The organism is Mesorhizobium waimense (genome assembly GCF_003601975.1).
Classification (GTDB): Bacteria; Pseudomonadota; Alphaproteobacteria; order Rhizobiales; family Rhizobiaceae; genus Mesorhizobium; species Mesorhizobium waimense.
Map to the genome: position 1 here is coordinate 148,077 of NZ_QZWZ01000016.1, position 20,695 is coordinate 168,771.

The 20,695-nt window shown below is 62.3% G+C and carries 16 protein-coding genes; 12 read left to right on the forward strand and 4 right to left on the reverse strand.

Annotation, left to right across the window (positions count from 1 at the left end; genetic code table 11):
* Together D3227_RS21160 and D3227_RS21165 are read right to left on the reverse strand one after the other, a co-directional pair.
* Entirely contained in the window at positions 1–474 is a 474-nt protein-coding gene (locus D3227_RS21160; RefSeq protein WP_120016241.1) for a hypothetical protein, read from the reverse strand.
* A 102-nt stretch (positions 475–576) separates the two neighbouring features.
* Positions 577–834: a PepSY domain-containing protein gene (locus tag D3227_RS21165; RefSeq protein WP_120016274.1), complete on the reverse strand. Its 258-nt coding sequence runs from the start codon at positions 832–834 to the stop codon at positions 577–579.
* 432 nt (positions 835–1,266) lie between these two features.
* Between D3227_RS21165 and D3227_RS21170 the strand changes: the two genes are divergently transcribed.
* Together D3227_RS21170 and D3227_RS21175 are read left to right on the forward strand one after the other, a co-directional pair.
* Complete coding sequence (locus D3227_RS21170; RefSeq protein WP_120016242.1) at positions 1,267–3,048, forward strand: adenylate/guanylate cyclase domain-containing protein; 1,782 nt, start codon at positions 1,267–1,269, stop codon at positions 3,046–3,048.
* 129 nt (positions 3,049–3,177) lie between these two features.
* Positions 3,178–7,491, forward strand: a complete 4,314-nt coding sequence (locus D3227_RS21175) for a cytochrome P450 (RefSeq protein WP_120016243.1) — start codon at positions 3,178–3,180, stop codon at positions 7,489–7,491.
* A 16-nt stretch (positions 7,492–7,507) separates the two neighbouring features.
* Here the strand turns inward: D3227_RS21175 and D3227_RS21180 are convergent, their stop codons facing one another.
* Entirely contained in the window at positions 7,508–8,194 is a 687-nt protein-coding gene (locus D3227_RS21180) for a Crp/Fnr family transcriptional regulator (protein ID WP_120016244.1), read from the reverse strand.
* 480 nt (positions 8,195–8,674) lie between these two features.
* Here D3227_RS21180 and D3227_RS21185 point away from each other — a divergent pair, with 480 nt between their 5' ends.
* The 9 genes from D3227_RS21185 (at position 8,675) to D3227_RS21225 (ending at position 19,100) form a co-directional block, all read left to right on the forward strand.
* Positions 8,675–12,352, forward strand: coding sequence for a S8 family serine peptidase (locus D3227_RS21185; protein ID WP_120016245.1), 3,678 nt, complete (start codon positions 8,675–8,677; stop codon positions 12,350–12,352).
* Positions 12,345–13,880, forward strand: coding sequence for an MBL fold metallo-hydrolase (locus D3227_RS21190; RefSeq protein WP_147377648.1), 1,536 nt, complete (start codon positions 12,345–12,347; stop codon positions 13,878–13,880). Before D3227_RS21185 ends, D3227_RS21190 begins: the two co-directional genes overlap by 8 nt.
* Before the next feature lie 234 nt (positions 13,881–14,114).
* Entirely contained in the window at positions 14,115–15,428 is a 1,314-nt protein-coding gene (locus D3227_RS21195) for a tyrosine-type recombinase/integrase (protein ID WP_120016247.1), read from the forward strand.
* On the forward strand, positions 15,425–16,174 hold the full coding sequence (locus D3227_RS21200; RefSeq protein WP_147377649.1) for a hypothetical protein: 750 nt from the start codon (positions 15,425–15,427) through the stop codon (positions 16,172–16,174). The genes D3227_RS21195 and D3227_RS21200 overlap by 4 nt, the downstream gene beginning before the upstream one ends.
* 69 nt (positions 16,175–16,243) lie before the next feature.
* Positions 16,244–16,480, forward strand: a complete 237-nt coding sequence (locus tag D3227_RS21205) for a hypothetical protein (protein WP_120016249.1) — start codon at positions 16,244–16,246, stop codon at positions 16,478–16,480.
* A gap of 124 nt (positions 16,481–16,604) precedes the next feature.
* Positions 16,605–16,883: a hypothetical protein gene (locus D3227_RS21210; RefSeq protein ID WP_120016250.1), complete on the forward strand. Its 279-nt coding sequence runs from the start codon at positions 16,605–16,607 to the stop codon at positions 16,881–16,883.
* Positions 16,880–17,131 carry a hypothetical protein gene (locus D3227_RS21215; RefSeq protein ID WP_120016251.1) on the forward strand — a complete coding sequence of 84 codons (252 nt, stop codon included), beginning with the start codon at positions 16,880–16,882 and terminating at the stop codon, positions 17,129–17,131. The genes D3227_RS21210 and D3227_RS21215 overlap by 4 nt, the downstream gene beginning before the upstream one ends.
* A complete protein-coding gene (locus tag D3227_RS21220; RefSeq protein ID WP_120016252.1) occupies positions 17,131–18,501 on the forward strand; it encodes a phage/plasmid primase, P4 family in 1,371 nt (456 codons plus the stop codon). Before D3227_RS21215 ends, D3227_RS21220 begins: the two co-directional genes overlap by 1 nt.
* A gap of 155 nt (positions 18,502–18,656) precedes the next feature.
* A complete protein-coding gene (locus tag D3227_RS21225) occupies positions 18,657–19,100 on the forward strand; it encodes a terminase small subunit (protein WP_120016253.1) in 444 nt (147 codons plus the stop codon).
* A 146-nt stretch (positions 19,101–19,246) separates the two neighbouring features.
* Here D3227_RS21225 and D3227_RS21230 read toward each other — a convergent pair whose 3' ends face one another.
* Positions 19,247–19,735, reverse strand: a complete 489-nt coding sequence (locus D3227_RS21230; RefSeq protein ID WP_120016254.1) for a hypothetical protein — start codon at positions 19,733–19,735, stop codon at positions 19,247–19,249.
* 220 nt (positions 19,736–19,955) lie between these two features.
* Here D3227_RS21230 and D3227_RS21235 point away from each other — a divergent pair.
* On the forward strand, positions 19,956–20,695 hold a 740-nt coding region (locus D3227_RS21235; protein WP_147377650.1), incomplete at its 3' end, for a recombinase family protein.

Consider the following 20,695-nt stretch of genomic DNA (forward strand, 5'->3'; position numbering starts at 1 on the left):
TCAGGCTCGCTCGAAGAGCGGCCGCTGGAAACCGGCGTCGCGGCCGGCAATCAGCCAATAGACCAGGCCGGCCACGACACCCGCCGTGCCGATGATACCCATATCGGCCCAGCGCTCCGGACTTTCCGACGCGCCCGACCAGATCAGGGCGAATCCCGCGACCGCCGCGATGGCGCCGAACACCATGTGCAGCAGGGCATTGCGCAACGAAAAGAACTCGGCGATCAGGGCGAAGACAAGCGTCTGCATCCCGGTCAGAATGATCGTCAGGAAATAGATGAACATGCCGAGCGGCGGCACCAACACTGCCGCGATCGGGCTAACGCCCACAACGCTGAAATATTCGGGCGCGTTGGGCAGCGAACTCAGTATGGCGTATATCGCCACCACCGCGAACAGCCCCACCAGCACCGCCCCCAGATAACCGGCGAGCATCATCAGGACGCGCTTCGATACGTGCTTTACCACTGCCATGCACCCCGTGCCCGCAATTATAGAGCCGCAGTCAGCCATCAAAGATGTGCCGGCGCAAGAGCATATGGCGCCGTGCCATAGGTCTGCGGCGCGTTGGCTACCCTATTTCGTCTCGCCAGTCACGGGATCGTAGGAGATTTCGACTTTCGCCTTGTCGCTCGTATAGTAGGTGACGGTATAGACGCCGCTATCCCAGTCGACCTCCTTCACATAGTGGAAGTCGTTGCGCTGTTCGACCTTGGCGATGATCTCCGACAGCTTCTTGGCATTGGGCGGGGGCAGTGGTTTTTCGTCGGCCGCGAAAGCCGATCCACTCAGGAGAAGAAACGCCAGGCTGGTCGCCAGAACAACGATGCGCATGAGTGCCCTCATTTCATGTTGGCGTGATATGCGTTGGAAACTCGCTTCCAGGCCGGTTTGTTCCGGTGCGCCAAAGGCAGGGTCGGACCGTTGCACCACAATTGTTTGCAATTGCGATCCGGGATCATCAAAACCCGCACCCCGATCGCTGCAGCTGCAACCTGTGGATGCCATTGAATTTCAATGCGTAACGACAAATGCCCTATCCGAGATCTCAGATAACCAACAGCTAGCGATAGCGGAGCCGCGCTCTGCGATACATTAGCTGATCGTGGTGGAGCTTTTGCTGTGACCCTGCTAGACTTCCTGCCAGGACAGGGCGGTATCTGCGCGCCGGCCTGTCTGAATCTTCATTCAGCAACGCGGCGAAGCGCCCAAGAGCGGGCAATCGCCTGTGTTGGACAGGACCAGAAGGGACCGGGGGGCTCCATTATGGCTGAACGGAACTACACCCGTCAGCTGGCGACAATCATTTCCATCGATGCCGTTGGCTTTTCACGGCTGATGGGTATCGACGACGAGTTGGCCGTCGCCGCCTTCGAGGAACGGCGCGACATCATCGCCGATAGCTGTGGGGCGTTTGGTGGCCGCACCTTCGGCGATGCCGGCGACAGCGTTATGGCCGAATTCGGCAGTCCGATCGAAGCCTTGCGTGCGGCCTTCGATTTCCAGGGCCGGATCGTGACGCTCAATGCATCGGCAGCGCAAGACATGCGCATGCCCTTTCGTGCCGGCATCAACACCGGCGACGTCATCGTGCGCGAAGGCCGCCTCTATGGCGACGACGTCAACATCGCCGCCAGGCTGCAGGAACTCGCTCCACATGACGGTCTCGCCATCTCCGAGACCACCTGGCACCATGTGAAGGACAAGACGACGGCTGAATTCACCGACCTTGGCGAATTCATGCTGAAGAACATCGCGCTGCCGGTTCGCGTTCTGATCGCCGGCCGAGGCGGCAATGGCTCCGCGCCGATGGCCCCGCTGGCCGCCATGTCCTCGCCCCTTGGCCAGCAGAAACTCGCCCCCAAGGGCCCGCCGGCGATTGCCGTGCTGCCGTTTGCCGGCGATGGCGGCGATCACGACGTCGGCTACATGGCGGACGGCATTGCCGAGGACATCATCTACGGCCTCTCCAACACCAGATGGCTTTCGGTGATCGCCAAGAGCTCCAGCTTCCAGTTCCGCGACGATAGCCTGGGAACGCGGGTGATCGGCAATGCGCTTGGCGCGCGCTACATCGTCAGCGGCACGCTGATACGCAATGGCGGGCAAATCCGCCTCAACACGTCGCTTGCCGACAGCTCGAACGGACGTCTGGTGTGGTCGCAGCGCTTCGATCGCGACCTCGTCGACATCTTCAACCTGCGCGACCAGATCGGCAGCGAGATCGTCTCCATTCTCGACAAGGAAGTCGACCGGGCCGAGCAGGCGCGCACCTTCCAGGTGCCCTGGGAAAGCCTGGAGACCTGGCAACTGGTGCGGCGCGGCCGCTGGCACATGAACCGGCGCACCCGCGGCGATACCGAAATCGCCCTGGACTTTTTTGAAAAGGCTTATCGCGAAGACCCGAATTCGAGCGCCGTGCTGAATGAGCTCGCATGGTGGTATTTCTGGCGGGCGTGGCTGCGTTTCGGCGATAGTGGCGATCTGGACAAGGTCGAGCAATATGCGCGCAAGGCCTTGCTCATGGACAGCCTGGACGCCCGCCCGCATGCCCATCTCGGCGCGATCGACATCATGAGAGGAGAGCCGCGGGCCGCGGTCGAGCATCTGGAGGAGGCGATACATATCAATCCGAGCTTTGCCTTCGCAAGCTCGGCGATGGGCAGCGCCCGCCTGCTGCTCGGCGATGCCGCCGGTGCGATACCGTTCTTTCTCGACGCCGAGCGATTGAGCCCCTTCGATCTCTACAGGTTCCACAATCTGGGGGAATTGGCGGTCGCCTACAGTTTCGTCGAGGACTGGCCGGCCGCCATCTCCATCGCCGACCGCTCGCTCAACCTGTCACCTGGTTACTTCTACGCCAGGTTCCTCAAGATCGGCGCCTTGATGCGCAGCGGCCGCACGGATGAAGCCCGACGTGAGCTGGCCATTTTCACGACAAGGCACCCGGATTTCTCCGACCAAAGGGTGCGCTGGATACCTTTCGTCGACAAGGCAGCGAACGAATTCCTTATCGGCAATTTCGATGCGGCCAGGTCGGGCAAATGATTTGGCTGCTGACAAGTGGTGAACAAGCGTGACTGTGAAGAACTTAACATACGCGGAGCCGAAGCAAACCTAGGCCATGGGGTTAGCCGGTATCGCAATGACGTGGACAGCCGGGGGGCTTGAACGCGCATGATCAAGATCAAGTATTTCGCCGCCATTCTCGCCGCCCAGAAAAGCCAGCGTCCGGTGTCGGACATGCCGCCCTTCGATCTCGGGCGGCTCCGTTCCAAGGGCGGCCTGGCATCTCGCATCGCCGGCTATCTGTTCAGCGATCCACGCTGGATGCTGGCGCTGCTGCGCCGCTTCTGGCCAAACCTTGCTTTCGGCAATTTCCTGCTGGTCACCAGGAATGCCGACGTTCGCGACATCCTTGAGCGCGGCGACGAATTCGAGACGCCCTATGGCCCGGAGATGGCCGAACTGGCGCGCGGGTCGAACTTCATTCTCGGCATGCAGGACGGCGCTGCCTACCGGCAGATGAAATCGTCGGTGCTCAGCGCCTTCCCACCGGCGGAGGTCGAGGCCATGGTCCGGCCGATCGCCGCACGTCATTCCAAGGACATCATGACCCGGGCCAACCCCGGCTTTGACGCCATCTCCGGGCTGATGAAGATCGTTCCGGTGCGCATATGCCGCGACTATTTCAGTCTTGAGATCGACGACGAATCCGAATTCGCCGACTGGGCGATCGCATTGAGCGCGCTGTTCTTTTCCGATCCGACGGCAAGCCCCACCACGCGCCAGCTTGCGGTGGTCGCGGGCGATCGGCTGATCAAGCTCATCGACCGCTCCATCGACGCGATCAGGCAGAGGGGGGCGAAGGACGAGCGGCCACTGCCGAGGCTCGTCGCCCTTCTCGACCAGGGCCGCCTGTCGAAGCCCGACCTCCATTCGATCATGCTCGGCATGATCGCCGGCTTTGTCCCGACCAATGTGCTGGCCGGCAGCAACTGCCTCGATGTCATCCTGTCCAGGTCGGACGCACGGCGGGCGGTCGATGCGGCGCTAGCCGACGACGATACCGGTAAGCTTGACCGGGCGATCATGGAGGCCATGCGCTTCAAGCCGATCTGGGTCGGTCCCTGGCGCTATACCTCACGTGACGCGACCATCGCCAGGGGCACGCCGCGCGAGCGCCTGGTGAAGGCGGGCACGGTGGTGATGCCGGCAACGCTGTCGGCGATGTTCGACCCCGAAGCGGTACAAAACCCGAACGACTTCGACACTTCGCGCCCGCTTCGCGATTACATGGTGTTCGGCCACGGCATCCATCTGTGCATCGGCGCCGAGATCGCCAGGATCCAGATCGGCGAAAGCATTCGCGCCCTGTTCCAAAAGGACAGGCTGCGCCGGGCGCCTGGCAAGGCAGGGCGGATGACGCAAGTCGGCGCCTATCCGGAAAGCCTCAAGGTCGATTTCGACCGGCCAGCGCTATGCCGCACAGTCGACCATTCGATGGTGACGGTGGTCTGCCCGATCACGCGGGCCGCATCGCTGGATGCCATACGCGCCAAGGTCGCGACGTTGGGTAATCCGGCCACGAAGGCGGTCGGCGAGGCACTCGACATTGCCGGCGCCATCCATTTCACCAGCCTGGCCGTTGCCGGCACCGGCGAGACGGATGAGGCGTCAGGCCTCGAGAAAGGCGCCCTCGTTCTCGAAATCTCCGGCGACGGCAGCGCCGATGAGGTCATCGATGCCCTGGCGCAGGCCATCGGCCACGAGTTGCGGCCGATTTTCAAGGATTTCTGCGGCCTGCCCGAAGGCAGCGCGCTGAACGATTTCCTGCGCAAGCACAACGTCGCGATATCGCCATCATTCGGCAGCGCTGCCGGTCTGGTGTTTTCGGGAACGCCTGGACATTCGGTCCAACGCATCTTGGCCGAAGCCGAGCTCGCCGACGCCGTGCGCGACATCGTCGAGCAGCCGCGTGCCGGCAATGGTAACGCCGCCGCAGTGCTTGCCGAGGCCCGCCAGCATGTCCGGTCGCTCGGAAAGTTCAGCTGGGCATTCGAGCCTGCCGAAAGCCTGCTTGAGAGACCGCCCGGCAAGTGGCGGTACGCCTTCACCTCGACGCTGTTCGCGCCAGCTGTGCTTGTGAGCGTCGTCGCGGTCTGGCTAGTCTGCGCGTGGCTGACCTATGTGACGGTGTTCGACCATTCGGCCGGGATCACCTTCCGCAACATTTTGATCGCAGGCATTTCGCTGCTGTTGAGCGCGCTCGGGATTCTTTCATCGGCCGTGCTGCTGCTGGGGCTCTGCTTCCTGGCGTTGCGGCGCATCGAGGACAAGGATCGGCCGGAAAGCACATCGATCGGAATATCTGCCTTGAACGAGATCCTCGCCAAGGAGGACCACGCGGCGCAGAACCACCTGACCGCGATCTCGACGATGAAGGCCGGTATCTTGCGCAGGCTAGCGCTCAGGTTTTCCTTCTACCTGATCTCGATAGCTGCGCAGAAGGTGTTCAAGCCAGGCTTTCTCAACTCCATCAACACCATCCATTTCGCCCGCTGGGTGCTGCTGCCGGGCTCCAACAGACTGATGTTCTTCTCCAACTACGGCGGCAGTTGGGAAAGCTATCTCGAGGACTTCATTGCCAAGGCATCAGCCGGCCTGACCGGCGTGTGGAGCAACACCGAGGGCTATCCTCGCACACGCTGGCTATTCCTCGACGGCGCGCGCGACGGCGATCGCTTCAAGCGCTGGGCGCGGCGCCAGCAGGTGCCGACCCTGTTCTGGTACTCCGCCTATCCGCATCTCAACACCACGCGCATCCGCATGAATTCCCGAATCAGGCGCGGCATTGCTTCCGCCGTCGGCAACGAGGCGCGCGACTGGCTGAGCCTGTTCGGTTCGCTACCGCGTCCGGTGAGCGAAAGAACCACCGTTCAAAAGACCACCTCGCTGCTGGCCAACATCAGCTCAGCCTTTCCGGCGCCTCTCGAGCAGCAACTGGAAACCGGCGAGATCCAGTCCATCTTCTTCGGCCCGTTCGGCCCGCTTGGCTATGCGCATATGATTGCGATCCAAGTGCCGGACAAATTGCCGGCGTCCAAACGCCGGGCCTGGCTCGATTTCGTCGTCGAACAGACGAGTTTCGGCGAAGGCAAGCCCGCCGGGCGAGCCATGACGGTGGCCTTTGGTCCCGGCGGTCTGCGGCAGCTCGGGCTCGACGCGGGCGTCGACGGCGATCCGCTAGACACATTCCCGATTGCCTTCCGCCATGGCATGGGCAATCCCGAGCGTGGGCGCATCCTGGACGACCGGGGCCGCGAAGCCCCCGACGAATGGGAGTGGGGGTCATTGAAGAAGCCTGTGGACGTGGTCATCGTCTGCTATGCGGAAAAACCGGAAAAGTTGGCGACCGAGATCGCCGTCGTGAAACGAAAGACGACCGGCGCGGGGATGAAGGTCGTCGCCGAACTACCGCTCGCCGTAAAGCGAGACCCGACCAACACGAACACGAAATCGTCGAATACGGCAAAACATGACGACAAGTCGGAACGCAGGCCCGCTTATGAGCATTTCGGCTTCGCTGATGGGATTTCGCAGCCGATCGTGCGGGGCACGACGCGCGCCAGCAGGGGCGCCGCGCCCATGCATCTGGTCGCGCCCGGCGAGTTCCTGTTCGGCTACCGCGACGAGCACGGCTTCTATCCGGCCTCGCCCTCTGTAAGCGCCTCGCGCGATCGGAGCGGAATCCTGTCGCAGGTGCGTCGTAGTCGGCAGATTCCGGGCCTGCCTCCACCCCCGCGGGATTTCGGCCGCAACGGCTCATTCCTGATCGTTCGCCAATTCGAGCAGCATGTCGACATTTTCAACGACTATTGCAAAAAGGCAGCGGCGCGGGCTGCGCACGAATCCGGCAATCAGTCCATGACGTCGGAGTGGGTTGCCGCCAAGATGCTCGGCCGCTGGCAGAATGGCAGTTCGCTGGTGCGCAATCCCGATCATCCGGGACGCGTAGTCGACAACAATTTCGTCGTCGGTGCCGAGGATCCGCAAGGGCATCGCTGCCCGCTCGGTGCCCACATTCGCCGTTCCAACCCGCGCGACTCGCTTGGTGAGGACCGCGAGACGCAGATCAATATCGGCAAGCGCCACCGCATCCTGCGCGTCGGGCGCACCTATGAGAAGCCGGACAGTAAGAGTGGAAAGGTCGAAAAGGGGCTGCTCTTCATGTGCCTAAACGCCGACATCGAGCGCCAGTACGAATTCATCCAGCAGACCTGGGTTTCGTCGACTTCCTTTCAGGGCCTGGTTGGCGAGAAGGATCCGACGATTGGTGCGCGCGACCAGGGCGACGGCCACTTCACGATCCCGTCCTGGGAGAAGGTCACGATCCTCCGGGAAATCCCGCAATTCGTCACCACGAAGGGCGGGGGCTACTTCTTCATGCCGAGCCGATCGTCGCTGCGCTACCTGATATCGCGGCTCTGATTCGGCCCGGAATCGTTCAGTCGTCGTCCTGCGATTCGGCGATATAGGTGAGCGCCTTGGTATCGGTTATGCGCAGGCCGCCTCGCTTGATGGCGATGATCTGCCGATTGCGCCAGTCGTTCAGCGTCTTGTTGACCGACTCGCGCGTGGCGCCGAGGAAATCGCCAAGCTCCGATTGCGAGATCGGAATCCAGCCCGCGCCATCGGCCATGACGCCGGCGAGAAACACCAGGCGCTTCGCCAGCCTGGCCTGGATGCCGAAGAAGGCCTGGTCCCCGAGTTCGCCGCTGACCCAGCGCAGCCGCGCGCACAACAACTCAATCATGGCGCGCGCCAGAGATGGGTTTTTCTCAATTCGGTCAAAGAGTTGCGCCCTGCTGAGCGAGACCAGCTCGCAAGCAGTGAGACAGATGGCGGTTGCCGTGCGTGGGCGCCCGTCAAGCGCGCCGATCTCTCCGACCAGGCTGCGCTGGAGCTCGATGTTGGCCACCAGCTTCTGGCCGCCGGGCGAGTAGATCGAGATCTCCACCGTGCCGCTCATCACGCCGTAGATGCGGTCGGCGGCATCTTCCTGGACGAACAGGTGCTGGCCGGCGGCGTAGCGTTCCAGCTTGCAGCCGCTGAACAGCACGTCGAACTGGCGCGGGTCGATCCGCGCCAGGCGCGGCAGATCGTTCCTGTCGTTCGCGCTGGCGAAAGCCATATCGATTTCCCAATTACCCCAACAGCTAAAGTTTACGGCAAGTGAGCACATCATCAAAGCCCGGCGTTCATGTAAGGCGGCAGCTGAAGCGCGGAAGGCCGTCTGCACGCGCGGCGGGAGGTGGCCGGGAGCGCGCAGACGGCAGCCGTGCAAATGACTAGGTGCTCAAAAGAACCCGCCTTGGAGCGGCTGCCTTTTCGAAGTCTGGGAAACTCGGTTCGAAGCAGCCGGCCGAAGTGGAACCCCTGGCCACATTCGTGCGGAAGCCGCCGAGCATCTGTGAAGTCCGTCACAGAGGCACCCGTCGAATGGCGCGATTGTCATGCTGCCGGCAATCGGCAATATTTGAAAGACAAGCGATCCTGGAACATAAGCCGGCGCAGCATCAGTTGTTTTGCGGTTTTTCTACCCACACTTGCCAGGACCCGACAGTCGAGACTACGATTTCTACTTTAACCGATTGGGAAAGCGGAGCATGCCATGGCGACGGCGGCGGGACTCCTGATCAAGGTACGCGGCGACGGTACCGGTTTTGCCGCGGGCAGCCGGTCATTGCGCCTCGGGGCGGTCGACGTTGAGCCAATCCTGCGCGTGCCGCCTAGTCCGTCGGGTGGCAATCTCGGCGCCGCTGCCGATCCGGGCGCGACCTGGCTGAGGCTGAGCGCCAAGGCCAGTTCGGGAAATCCCTGGGACGATGCCCATGCCCTTGCCGGCCAAGGCCAGGCTTTCGCGGCGGCAGGCGGACCTGAAGTATTGGCCATTGAGCCCGACATCCTCCAGCAATGGGATTACAGGGACGCCAATGGCGACCGTGGCATGGCGGCGAGCGCCGCCCCGGCCTGCACCTTCGATGATCAGGATCCGGCAGGCGGGCAGGCCACGATGCCGGGCGTCGTCGCCTGGAATGCCGGAGCGGCGTTCAGCCAGTTCGCCGCCGCCCGCACCAAGGTCGGCACCAAGCAGGCCAAAATAACCATCGCCCATCTCGATACTGGCTTCGATCCGGGGCATCGCACCTTGCCCGCTGGACTGCTCACCGCGCAGCAGCGCAATTTCGTCAATGACGGCGCCGGCCCGAACGACGCTACCGATCATGCCCCGGCAGGGGGCCTCGCCAGCAATCGCGGTCACGGCACCGGCACGCTCAGCCTGCTCGCCGGCAACAAGCTCGACGGCACCTCGCCGAATTGGCCGGGCTTCAAGGATTTCGTCGGCGGCGCCCCGCTGGCAAACATCATCCCGGTGCGCATCGCCGATTGGGTGGTGCGGCTCACCACCGGCACGATGGTGCAAGGCATCGACTATGCCCGCGCGAAAGGCGCGCAGGTGCTGTCGATGAGCATGGGCGGCCTGACCTCGCAAGCCTTGGTCGATGCGGTCAACCTTGCCTATGACAACGGCGTCGTGATGGTCACCGCCGCCGGCAACAACTTTACGATCACGCCGCGAAGCATCGTCTTTCCGGCCCGCTACAATCGCGTGCTGGCGGCCTGCGGCGTGATGGCCGATGGCCGCGCCTATTCCGGCCTGAGCTTCGGCACGATGCAGGGCAATTACGGGCCGCACTCGAAGATGAAGACGGCGCTTGGCGCCTATACGCCGAACGTGCCGTGGGCGGAGATCGACTGCGCCAAGATCGTCGGCATGGATGGCAGCGGCACATCGGCGGCGACGCCGCAGATCGCCGCCACGGCGGCACTCTGGCTGGCCGAGCACTGGAACGTCGTGAAGAATTACTCGCAACCCTGGATGCGCATCGAAGCAGTCCGCTTCGCGCTGTTTTCAGTGGCGTCGAAGACCACGGCCAAGATGGGAGCGGCGGAGACGTTGGAAAAGATCGGCCAGGGCGTGGTCCGGGCGGATGCCGCACTCTCGCTCATGCCGCCAGCCGAGAACAAACTCCGCAAATTGCCGCCGGCCGAATATTCCTGGGCCTGGCTGGATTTCATCACCGGGGGCGGCAATTCGCTAGCGGTCATGTCGCCCACCGACATCATGCGTCGAAAAATGCTGGTGCTGGAACTCACGCAGATGGCGCAGAGCGTCGCGTCGGTCGACCAGGCCATCGCCGACCCGGATATCCACCCAAGCAAGATATCGGCCGCCGCGCGCAACCGCTACCTGGAAGCCGCGCTCGACGACGGCAATCCCTCGAAGCCGCTGCGAACCTTTCTCGAAGGCGTGCTGGGACGGTCCGGCGCCAAGCCCGCCGCGCAGGCGGTGGCGAAACCGGCACCGCCGATCAAGCGCAAGCCGCGCCCGATGCCGCCGCCGAAGCGCCGCCTGCGCATCTACGCGCTCGATCCTTCGATCGCCAAGCAGCTGGATTCCGTGTCCGTCTTTCAGGCGACCCTTTCCGTTCCCTGGGACGACGAGCCGTCGACGGCCAAGGCGTTGCTGCGCGGTCCGGTCGGCGAATATCTCGAGGTCATCGACATCGATCCGGCATCCAACCGCGTCTACGACCCGGTCGACCTCAACGACAAGATTCTGCTCGCCCAGGACGGTCTGCCGCCCTCGGAAGGCAATCCGCAATTTCACCAGCAGATGGTCTATGCCGTCGCGATGACCACGATCGGCCATTTCGAGCGCGCCCTGGGCCGCCGCGCGCTGTGGGCCCCGCACTATACCGGCAAAGCCGGCAGCCGCGGCAGCATGGCCATGAAGGCGCATGAAGTGCCGCGCCTGCGCATCTTTCCGCACGCGCTGCGCGCAGCGAACGCCTACTACAGCCCTGACAAGAAGGCGTTGCTGTTCGGCTATTTTCCGGCCGAGAGCAAGGAAGGCGACGTCACCACGCCGGGCACGACGGTGTTTTCCTGCCTGTCGAGCGATATTGTCGCGCATGAGATGTCGCATGCGCTGCTCGATGGATTGCACCGTCTTTTCGAAGAAGCATCCAACCCGGACGTGCCGGCCTTCCATGAGGCCTTTGCCGATATCGTGGCGCTGTTCCAGCATTTCACCCTCAAGGAGCTGGTCAGCTTTGCGATCGCCAAGGCGAAGGGCGACGTCTCCGTGGCCACGCTGCTGTCCGGCATCGCCGCGCAGTTCGGCGAGGGCAGTGGCCGCGTCGGACCGCTGCGCGACTATGGTGGCCCTGGCATGGCCACGCTCGACTACACCAAGACCTTCGAGCCGCATGACCGGGGCTCGATCCTGGTCTTTGCCGTCTATCAGGCGTTCCTGGCGATCGCCGACCGCCGCACCGACGATCTGGTCCAGTTGGCGACGGGCGGCACCGGCGTGCTGCCGGCCGGCACCTTGCATCCCAGGCTCGTCGAGCGCCTGACCGACGAGACCGCCAAGATCGCTCAGCAGATGCTGACCATGTGCATTCGCGCACTCGATTACTGCCCCGCTGTCGACATCACCTTCGGCGAATATCTGCGCGCCCTGATCACGGCCGACATCGATGCCTTTCCCGACGATCCGCTCCACTATCGCCTGGCTTTCATCGAATCCTTCCGCCGATGGAAGCTTCTGCCGCGCGACGTGCGCACCATCTCGGAAGAGACGCTTGCCTGGAGCGAGCCCGACGATCCGTCACCTCCCTGGCTGACGGGGCTGTTGGACGAAATCGACCTCGGCTGGAACCAGCAACTCGATCGCTCCGAGATCTTCGCACTCAACGAGAAAAACCGCTATGCGATGTGGCAGGCGATGCACCGAACCTTTGCCGCCCATCCAGCCCTTCACAAGGAGTTCGGACTTCTGCCCAACCTGCCGCGATATCGCGACGACGGCACCCTTTTGGCCAAGGCAAAAAAGGGCCAGACCACCTTCAGCATCCTCGGCGTGCGTCCGACCCGACGTGTCGAACCCAACGGCTCGTTCCGCACCGAGGTCATCGCGGTCATCCAGCAGCGCATTCCGATCGATTTCGAAGGCAAGCCCATACCGAACGGCGTGAAGGCGGGCGACGGCTTCATCTGGTTCCGCGGCGGAGCGACGCTGATCATCGACCCGCGTAAGGGCAAGGAAAGCATCCGCTACTCGATCATCAAGAACACCGGCAGTCCCGAACGGCGCAAGCGCCAGGCCGAGACCGCGACCGCGAACTACATGTCGCCGCTGCGAGCGCTGTATTTCGGCAACGAGGTTTCCGAGCCTTTCGCCCTCCTGCATGCCAGCGATGGAGATGACGATCATGTCTAGAAATCCGGCAACGGGAACTAGGCGGCAAGAAGCGGCGGGTACGGCACTGGCAGAGGCGGTAAAGCCCGCCGTGACGGTCCGGCACTATTGCCAGGGCATCGGCGACTGCCACCTGCTGAGCTTTCCAACGCCCGACGGCTCACTCTTCCGCATGCTTATCGACTGCGGCGTTCATGTGTCGATCAAGGGTGGCCCGGCGCTGGTGGCCGACATCGTCGCCGACATCAAAAAAGCGACGGACGGCGGCAAGATCGACGTCCTCGTCGTCACCCACGAGCATTGGGACCATGTTTCGGGCTTCCTGACCTCGAAGGACCTGTTCGCGGGTTTTGAAGTCAAAGACGTGTGGATGGCGTGGACGGAAAACCCGGCGGACCAGCAGGCCGTCGAACTCGACAAGTTCAAGGCCTCGGCGCTGACGGCGCTGCAAGGCGTGAGCCAGAGGCTCGACGCCGCCCAGGAGCCGACAGCTCATCTGGCAGGCATTCGTGACGGGCTGCAGTCGGTGCTCGGCTTCCAGTTCGGCGCCGCCGGCGAAAGAGTGCGCTCGGCGCGAGACGCCGCGGCCAGCCTTTCGAAGACCAAACCAACCTATCTCGAACCAGGCAAGCCGCCGCTCTCGATCAAGGAACTGCCCAATCTGCGCATCTACGTGCTTGGTCCGCCTCGCGACAAGGCTGCCCTTCGGCTCGAGGAGAAGGCGGGCGAAATGTTTCCGCTTGCCAGCGGCGGTCCGTTCACGCGGGCGCTTGCCGAGGGGCTGAAGATGAACGACGGAACCGGCGATGCAACCTATGTCGACGAACTCTGCCCCTTCGAGCGCCACGTCGGCACGGAGCTGTCGGCAGCGCTGAATGGCGACAAGGGCAGTGATCCCAAGATCGATATCGGCGCCTTTGTCCGCGAACACTATGCGGGGCCGGTCTCCCATCCGGCGCCAACGGAGGACCCCGACCAGTCGTGGCGCCGCATCGACGCCGACTGGATGGGGATTGCCGCCGACCTTGCCTTGCAGCTCGACCGCGGCGTCAACAACACCAGCCTGGTCCTGGCGTTCGAGTTCACCGACAGCAACAACGTGTTCCTGTTCCCGGGCGACGCGCAGATCGGCAACTGGCTGAGCTGGAAGGATTTGAAGTGGCAACTGGAGCAGACAACGGTGACGACCGCCGATCTTATGGCGCGTACGGTCTATCTGAAGGTCGCCCATCACGGCAGCCAGAACGCCATGCCGCAAAAACAGGGCATCGACCTTTTGACCAGCGCCGATCTTTCGGCCTTCATCCCGACCAACAAGGATGACGCCAAGAATGTCCGCTGGCACGAAATGCCCTACGACGCCATCCTGACCGCACTCGCCGCCAAGACCAACGGCCGCGTCATCCGCGCGGACGACAAGTGGCTGGCCGACAAGAACGGCAAACCGACCTTTGCGGCGCCGTCCGGTTCGATGCGTGCGGTGCGACATGCGCCGCGCGATGCGGCTCGGGGCGAGGGTGGGCTGTGGGTGGAGGTTGATTTGGTCTAGGTGCTGGAGCAAAGCAGATGGTGGGCGATGCAGGGATTGAACCTGCGACCCCACCCGTGTGAAGGTCGTCTCTGCGCATTGCTGCGGTTTGTTGCAATTTGTTGAGGCCTGATAACTTGCTGTATTTCATTGATTTTTGTCCGTCGTCTCCCTATCGTGTTTGTCACATTAAGTTTTGTGGTGGCGACCCGGTGGCGACCCGAAGCCATTGACGACAGACAAAGGCAACTCCCAATGAAAGCCCGCAAGCTCACCAAAACCGTCGTCGACGACCTCGAACCGGCCGACAGGCTCTACCGGGTCTTCGATGTCGAACTGAAGGGCTTTTGCGTTCGGGTCGCCCCCGGCGGCGGCAAATTGTGGCAGGTCGAGTACCGGCCCTATCCCGGCGGCCGCAATGTCCCGAAGAAGCGGATGACGCTGGGTGCGACCAATGTGCTCACCGCTGACGACGCACGGAAGATGGCAAAGGATACCCTTGCTCAGGTCACCAAAGGGGCAGACCCGGCACGCGACCGTAAGCAAAAGCGCGAAGAGCACACGGTGGCATCACTGATCCATCTTTACGAGGAGGAGGGCGGCAAAATCCTGCGCGGCCGTCGTCTCGGCCAGCCGATGAAGCCGAGATACAAGGCATGGCTGCTTAACCGGCTCCGCCACCACGTCTTACCGCTTCTCGGCAACAAGCGCATTTCCGAAGTCACGCCGGCCGATGTCGAGCAAATGGTGAAGGACGTTACGGCCGGCAAGACGGCGAAGGACGAAAAGATCGAGCCGCGACGCCGCATAATCGTCAGGGGCGGGGAGGGTGCTGCGCGCAAGGTGGCGCGGGATGTGTCAAGCCTCTTTGGTTTCGCGATCCATAAGGGACTTGCCTCGAAAAATCCTGTCGAAACCGCCGCAATCAACAAAGTTGACGGCAGACGGGAACGCTATCTTTCGCTCGAAGAAGTCCAACGGCTTGGCAAGGCGCTTGACGAGCTTGAAGCCGAGGCCGTCAACCCGAAGGCGCTCGACATCGTGCGGCTTTTGGCTCTGACCGGCTGTCGCCGCGACGAGATTGCCGGCCTCAAATGGTCGGAAGTCAGGCTCGATCTGGGCTGCCTCGTTCTCGATGCCACCAAGACCGGTCGATCGGTCCGGCCATTGGCAGCGCCAGCTGTGGCGCTGCTAACATCGATGCCGCGTTATGGTGACAGTCCGTACGTGTTCCCGGCATCTCGCGGGGATGGGCATTTTCAGGGCACCAAGCGTATCTGGCCGAAGGTCACGAAAAAGGCCGGGTTGCCCGGCGTGACGCCGCACACGTTGAGACACTCAGTCGGTTCGGCAGCCGTGTCAGGGGGGATGGCATTGCCCATGGTCGCCGCGATCCTTGGCCATGCCGATACCCGCTCCACGCAGCTTTACGCGCATGTCCAGCGGCATCCGGCGGCGAAGGCGGCCACTCGAGCCATTGGCGGCATTGCCGCCGCATTGGCGGGCAGGAAGCCCGCGCCGGTCGCCTCGCTGGAAGCGAAGCGGGCGAGGAAGTCCGGGTTGGCTTGATGAAGCGCTTTGGTCCGCTACTCGTCCCGACGCGCAGGGCCGTCCGCGAGGCCCAGAAGGCTGCCGATGTCGAAGGGTACATTGCGGCGGTCGCGGCGAGAGTGCCACTCCCGAAACGGTTCGGCACGAGCCGTCGACGGCTTCGGATAGAAATCAACGGAGCGTTACGCGACTACCCTATTATTGACGAGTTGGTCGCGTCGCAACCGTGGGATGCCCGCAAGAGGCTTCTCGAAAGGCATATCGCTTGGGCGCGCGACTTCGCGAAGCTGTCAGCGGAGAATAGCGATGCCGGCAAATGGCTGGCGGAGCAATTAGGGTCGTCTTATCCGGACGATCCCGCCAAGGCTGTGCAGGGTCATGAGGAACGCCTTAAGCAGGTTCTCGAAACCTTCTGGCCTTTGGACCGGCAGGAAGGCGATTTTGGCCTGCAGTCGGTCTCCAACTTCTTGGAGCCAGAGCAAACGCCGCCGCTTGAGTGGCTGATCCGCGAGCGGTTGCGGAAAATTTTCGAGCGCTTTTTCCAGATGCCGGCCACGCAGGGGATGGAGCCTTCACGCTGGGAGGGGGGCGGCGCGATCCATTACGGCAAACCGAAGGACGGCCCCTACCTCGCCTTCGTGCTGGCGGTGCTCAAGGAACCTCAGGCCAAGGAACTTGGCATCGAGGCCAGCGCGGCAACCGTGCGGCGGTATCTCAAAGGCCCAGTCAGGCGCAAAACGGGAACGAAAACCGCAAAAAAATAAACTTCGTTCCCGTACTGCCAAACCTGACAGCATCAAACGCAAATTGCTCCCATCAAGAAGGAGCAAGTCATGACCACGTATTGCAAGACGCGCAGGGCGTCGCAGTATCTCAGGGAGCGGCACGGCATCGAGCGGGCTCCCGCGACGCTCGAAACGATGCGGACCAAGGGCGGCGGACCCGCCTTCGTGAAGCTCGGCGGCGAGGTCTATTACGCTACTGAGGCGCTCGACCGCTGGGTCGAAGAAAAGCTGACGAAGCCGGTTTATTCGACCTCGGAACTGCCCGGTCGCAGCAACGCTGCCTAAGACCCGCCGGCAGCTACCCCTGCGCGGCGGGTCAAGGTTGTTTTCGGCCTAGTGAGACGACCCCAAACTACCCCCCGTTTGAAGCGCAGGTCAACTGCTCGGCTCCTAACCAAGGAGGCGTCCGATGCCTGCACCCTTGCCCCTGCCGCCGTTTTGCCGCCGCGTCGCCCTCACCCACGGCTACGAGGTCGAATTCACTGCCGGCGCTTCTGGCCTGAGCCGCGTGTGGTATCCGGCCCCTCCTGTTTTCCGCTCGCGTCGCGCCGGCCGCCGCTTTCTGGAGGCTTACCGGGCCGCGCGCAACGATTTCGTCCGCGACATGGCAACGATGCTCGGCGGCACCATTGTCGTGTGCGACACGGAGGGCGCGGTCAATGTCATCGAGCCGGGGGTGCGGCAATGATCGCCTTCAGGCCGGACAATATCGACGTGATGGTAGCTGTCCGGCTGGTGCGGTTTGCGCGCAATGCTCTGCTCGCGGCAACACTGAAGCTCGATGACGCCGGGTACGCCTGCGCGGCGCTCGACGACCTCTACGCTGACTGTGCCGGCCTTGTCGCCGATTGGGCTGGCCGCAAACCAAAATCCGTTCCCGATCACATCGTCCGCGCGGCTGTCGAATATCGCCGCCAGCACGGCAGGAGCTATTGATGGACGCTTTGCCCTACAAGCGCCGCCGCAGGCCCGCCGATGATACTACGACTGTCACGGAAGACGGCGCGGCGCTCACCTTCGCGGCCTACTTTTCGGATCGGCTTCGCTACGACCATGACACCGCCACATGGTACGAATGGACAGGTTCGCACTGGCGGCCGAACAAGACGAAAATAGCCTTCCACTGGGCACGCGAACTGGCGAGGGAACTGGCCGCGAGTACCGCTGGCAAGGCGGCGGCCGCCGTGCGAAAGACCAGCTTCGCGGCTGGCGTCGAACGCTTCGTGCAAGCCGATCCGGAAATCGCTGTCACGTCCGAAATCTGGGACGCGGACCCGTTCCTGCTTGGAACGCCGGGGGGCACTGTAGACCTTCGCAACGGCTCGCTGATCGAGGCCCATCCCGCCGACCACATCACAAAGCTCACGGCGGTTGCGCCTTCGTTGACCGCCGACTGCCCGCTGTGGCTGCGCTTCCTCGACGAGACGACCGGTGCGGATGCTGGAATGGTTCGTTTCCTGCAGCAGTGGTGCGGCTACTGCCTCAGCGGCGACATTAGGGAACATGCGCTTGTGTTCGTCCATGGCAGCGGCGGCAACGGCAAAAGCGTGTTTATGAACACCGTCGCCGGCATCATGGCCGACTACGCGACGACCGCGCCCATGGACACGTTCACCGCTTCGGTAGGCGACCGGCACCCGACTGAGCTCGCGATGCTCAGGGGCGCACGCTTGGTAACGGCTTCCGAAACGGAGGAAGGCAGGCCATGGGCCGAAAGCCGCATCAAGAGCCTTACGGGTGGCGACCCCATTGCCGCCCGCTTCATGCGATGCGACTTCTTCACCTACAGGCCCACGTTCAAGCTCATGATCGTCGGCAACCATCAGCCACAGCTCAGGAACGTCGACGACGCGGCGCGCCGACGCTTCAACATCGTTCCGTTCACACGCAAGCCCGCTGCGCCCGACAGCGAGCTTGAAGCGAAGCTCAAAGGCGACTGGCCGGCGATCCTGCGCTGGATGATCGACGGCTACCTCGACTGGCAAGCTAACGGCCTTGTACGGCCCGCCAGCGTCCTCGATGCCACGGCCGGTTATTTCACCGATCAGGACCTGGTTGCCCAATGGCTGGCCGACGAATGCGATTGCGAGCCCGGTAACCAATACAAATGGGAAGCTACGAAGACGCTTTTTGATAGTTGGGCTGCTTATGCCAAGGCGGCCGGCGAACATCCCGGATCGATCCGGACCTTCAAGCCGACCATGCTTCGCCACGGATTGACGGAACGGAGAACGGCAGGCGCTCGCGGTATTGAAGGCGTGAGACTGAAGCTAAACCGAGCGGCCGGAATGACAGATGACAGATAATGACAAGTTTTTCCGTATCGTCCTTACGCGCGTGTACGTGCGCGCGGCGGTCATACCCAAATGACAGTCATTATCTGTCATTCCTCACATTTTTCTGCCGGACATAGGCTACCCTAATGGCACGATCCCCAAGATCGCGGTATTCTGACACCGCAATGCCAAACGACAAGTTGAACATACGACAGGAGCGTTTCTGCCTTGGCCTCGCCGAGGGCCTCCCTCAGTCTCGTGCCTATATTGAGGCTGGCTACACGGCACGCGGCAATGCGGCTGAGGTAGAGGCCTCGAAGATGGTCAGATTGCCTAAGGTGACTGCCCGCGTCGCCGAGTTGCAGGCCAAGGCTGCAAGGCGTTCGGAGATCACCGTGGACGATTTGGTAGCTGAACTCGACACTATGCTAAAGCTGGCGGTCGCATGCAAAAACCCGGCCGCAGGCGTGTCTGCGATCATGGGGAAAGCGAAGCTGCTCGGGCTGATCGTTGACAAAGCCGAAATCGCCACGACGCTGCGCAAGCCGATGCGCGAGCCCAGCGAGGTCAAGCAGATGACGCTGGAGGAGTGGCAGGCCAAGTTCGCGCCGACGACATTAGCGCCGTAGCCGGGCCGACGCGCCTGCCGCTGGATCGGCAAACGCTGAGCCGCAGGACGAGATCGGGATCCTCGAAACCATCCGGCGGGCCAAGGCGGGTAAAGCCGACCGGCTCCAAGCCGCGCTAGGGACGAAAAGCACGTCCGGACGACCAATCAATTCGCCTTAAGCAACGTTCCATTGTATTGCTCGCCATCAATGAAAACAATGGGAGTTCGGCCTTTAATTACGAATATCTTCACCTCTGGTCGATAAGCGTAGTGATAGTGGTACGTATTACACTGAAATAGAATGCCGTTGTCTAGTTTGTATATTTTGTCGTTGTCGCAACCATCAAATTCATCTGCGACGTGCGTCGTGAAAACGCTCCCGTCATGGAGGTAGGCGCTAACTTTCTCGTTACCAATAACTATGACCTCTCGTCCGCTGGCGATGACTATAGGCCGGTATTCGTAGAAATATTTGTATTCCTGACATTCCAGAACGCCACCTCCGTCGAGTTCGTACAGTTTGCCATACTCGCACCCTTGGAATTCGCCGGAGATTGTATATTGCTCAGCGGCTTGAGCCAGGCTGCAAAACGTGAGTGTGTGCGCCAAAAAAAGCCAAACCCCTCGCATCGCTCCTCCTGAGATTTTGAACATGGAACGATATTACAACTCCTTCCCTAGCGGATCGGGCGTTTCGGTCCAGTCGGTATCTAGAATGTGAATAGCGGCTGCCATTTTTGACGGGTTCTGAAAATTGGCCCGCACATTCCAATGACGAATTTCTCGTCGGCCGGTCGATGCTCTCCCACATAAACGGTGATTGTAAGTTTTACATACGAGCGTATATAAAGATGACGTAGCACGAGATGCGCTCATGAAGCCAGCAATTTCCTACCTTCGCGTCAGCACAATCGGCCAAGGCCGCTCCGGTCTCGGGATCGAGGCCCAACAGCAGGTCATAGCTCGGTTTGCCGAGGCCGAAGGCTTTGACATCGTCGGCGAGTTCGTCGAGGTCGAAACCGGCAAAGGCACCGACGCCCTCGAAAAGCGACCGCAACTTGCCGCCGCGCTCGCCACCGCAAAGAAAGCCGGTGCGCCGGTCGTCGTCGCAAAGCTAGACAGACTTAGCCGTGATGTCGCCTTCATCAGCGGCCTGATGGCAAAGCGCGTGCCCTTCATCGTGGCCGAGCTTGGTCGCGATACCGATCCGTTTATGCTTCACATCTACGCGGCGCTTGCCGAGAAAGAGCGCGCGCTCATCAGTGGGCGCACAAAGCAGGCCCTGGCGGCGGCCAAGGCGCGCGGCGTCAAACTCGGCGGCCCGAAGATCACCGAAGCGGCTGCGCGCTCCCGTGAGGTCCGTACGGCCCGTGCCGATGCCTTTGCGGCTAATGTTGCCCCCATCATCGAGCAAATTCGGGCGACCGGTGCTACCTCGCTGCGGCAGATCGCCAAGGCGCTTAATTCGCGTGGTATCGGAACCCCACGCGGCGGGACATGGTCAGCTATGCAGGTCAGTGACGTGCTCAAGCGGGTGTCGGCAGCGTCGGAGCCACGTGAAGCCGAGCCGGAGGAACCGGAGGAGCCCGAGATCGAGCGCGATGAGATCATGAC

Coding starts and splice junctions, on each gene's coding strand:
- D3227_RS21160 (WP_120016241.1), bottom strand. CDS start 474: ATGGCAGTGGTAAAGCACGTATCGAAGCGCGTCCTGATGATGCTCGCC.
- D3227_RS21165 (WP_120016274.1), bottom strand. CDS start 834: ATGCGCATCGTTGTTCTGGCGACCAGCCTGGCGTTTCTTCTCCTGAGT.
- D3227_RS21170 (WP_120016242.1), top strand. CDS start 1,267: ATGGCTGAACGGAACTACACCCGTCAGCTGGCGACAATCATTTCCATC.
- D3227_RS21175 (WP_120016243.1), top strand. CDS start 3,178: ATGATCAAGATCAAGTATTTCGCCGCCATTCTCGCCGCCCAGAAAAGC.
- D3227_RS21180 (WP_120016244.1), bottom strand. CDS start 8,194: ATGGCTTTCGCCAGCGCGAACGACAGGAACGATCTGCCGCGCCTGGCG.
- D3227_RS21185 (WP_120016245.1), top strand. CDS start 8,675: ATGGCGACGGCGGCGGGACTCCTGATCAAGGTACGCGGCGACGGTACC.
- D3227_RS21190 (WP_147377648.1), top strand. CDS start 12,345: ATGTCTAGAAATCCGGCAACGGGAACTAGGCGGCAAGAAGCGGCGGGT.
- D3227_RS21195 (WP_120016247.1), top strand. CDS start 14,115: ATGAAAGCCCGCAAGCTCACCAAAACCGTCGTCGACGACCTCGAACCG.
- D3227_RS21205 (WP_120016249.1), top strand. CDS start 16,244: ATGACCACGTATTGCAAGACGCGCAGGGCGTCGCAGTATCTCAGGGAG.
- D3227_RS21210 (WP_120016250.1), top strand. CDS start 16,605: ATGCCTGCACCCTTGCCCCTGCCGCCGTTTTGCCGCCGCGTCGCCCTC.
- D3227_RS21215 (WP_120016251.1), top strand. CDS start 16,880: ATGATCGCCTTCAGGCCGGACAATATCGACGTGATGGTAGCTGTCCGG.
- D3227_RS21220 (WP_120016252.1), top strand. CDS start 17,131: ATGGACGCTTTGCCCTACAAGCGCCGCCGCAGGCCCGCCGATGATACT.
- D3227_RS21225 (WP_120016253.1), top strand. CDS start 18,657: ATGCCAAACGACAAGTTGAACATACGACAGGAGCGTTTCTGCCTTGGC.
- D3227_RS21230 (WP_120016254.1), bottom strand. CDS start 19,735: ATGTTCAAAATCTCAGGAGGAGCGATGCGAGGGGTTTGGCTTTTTTTG.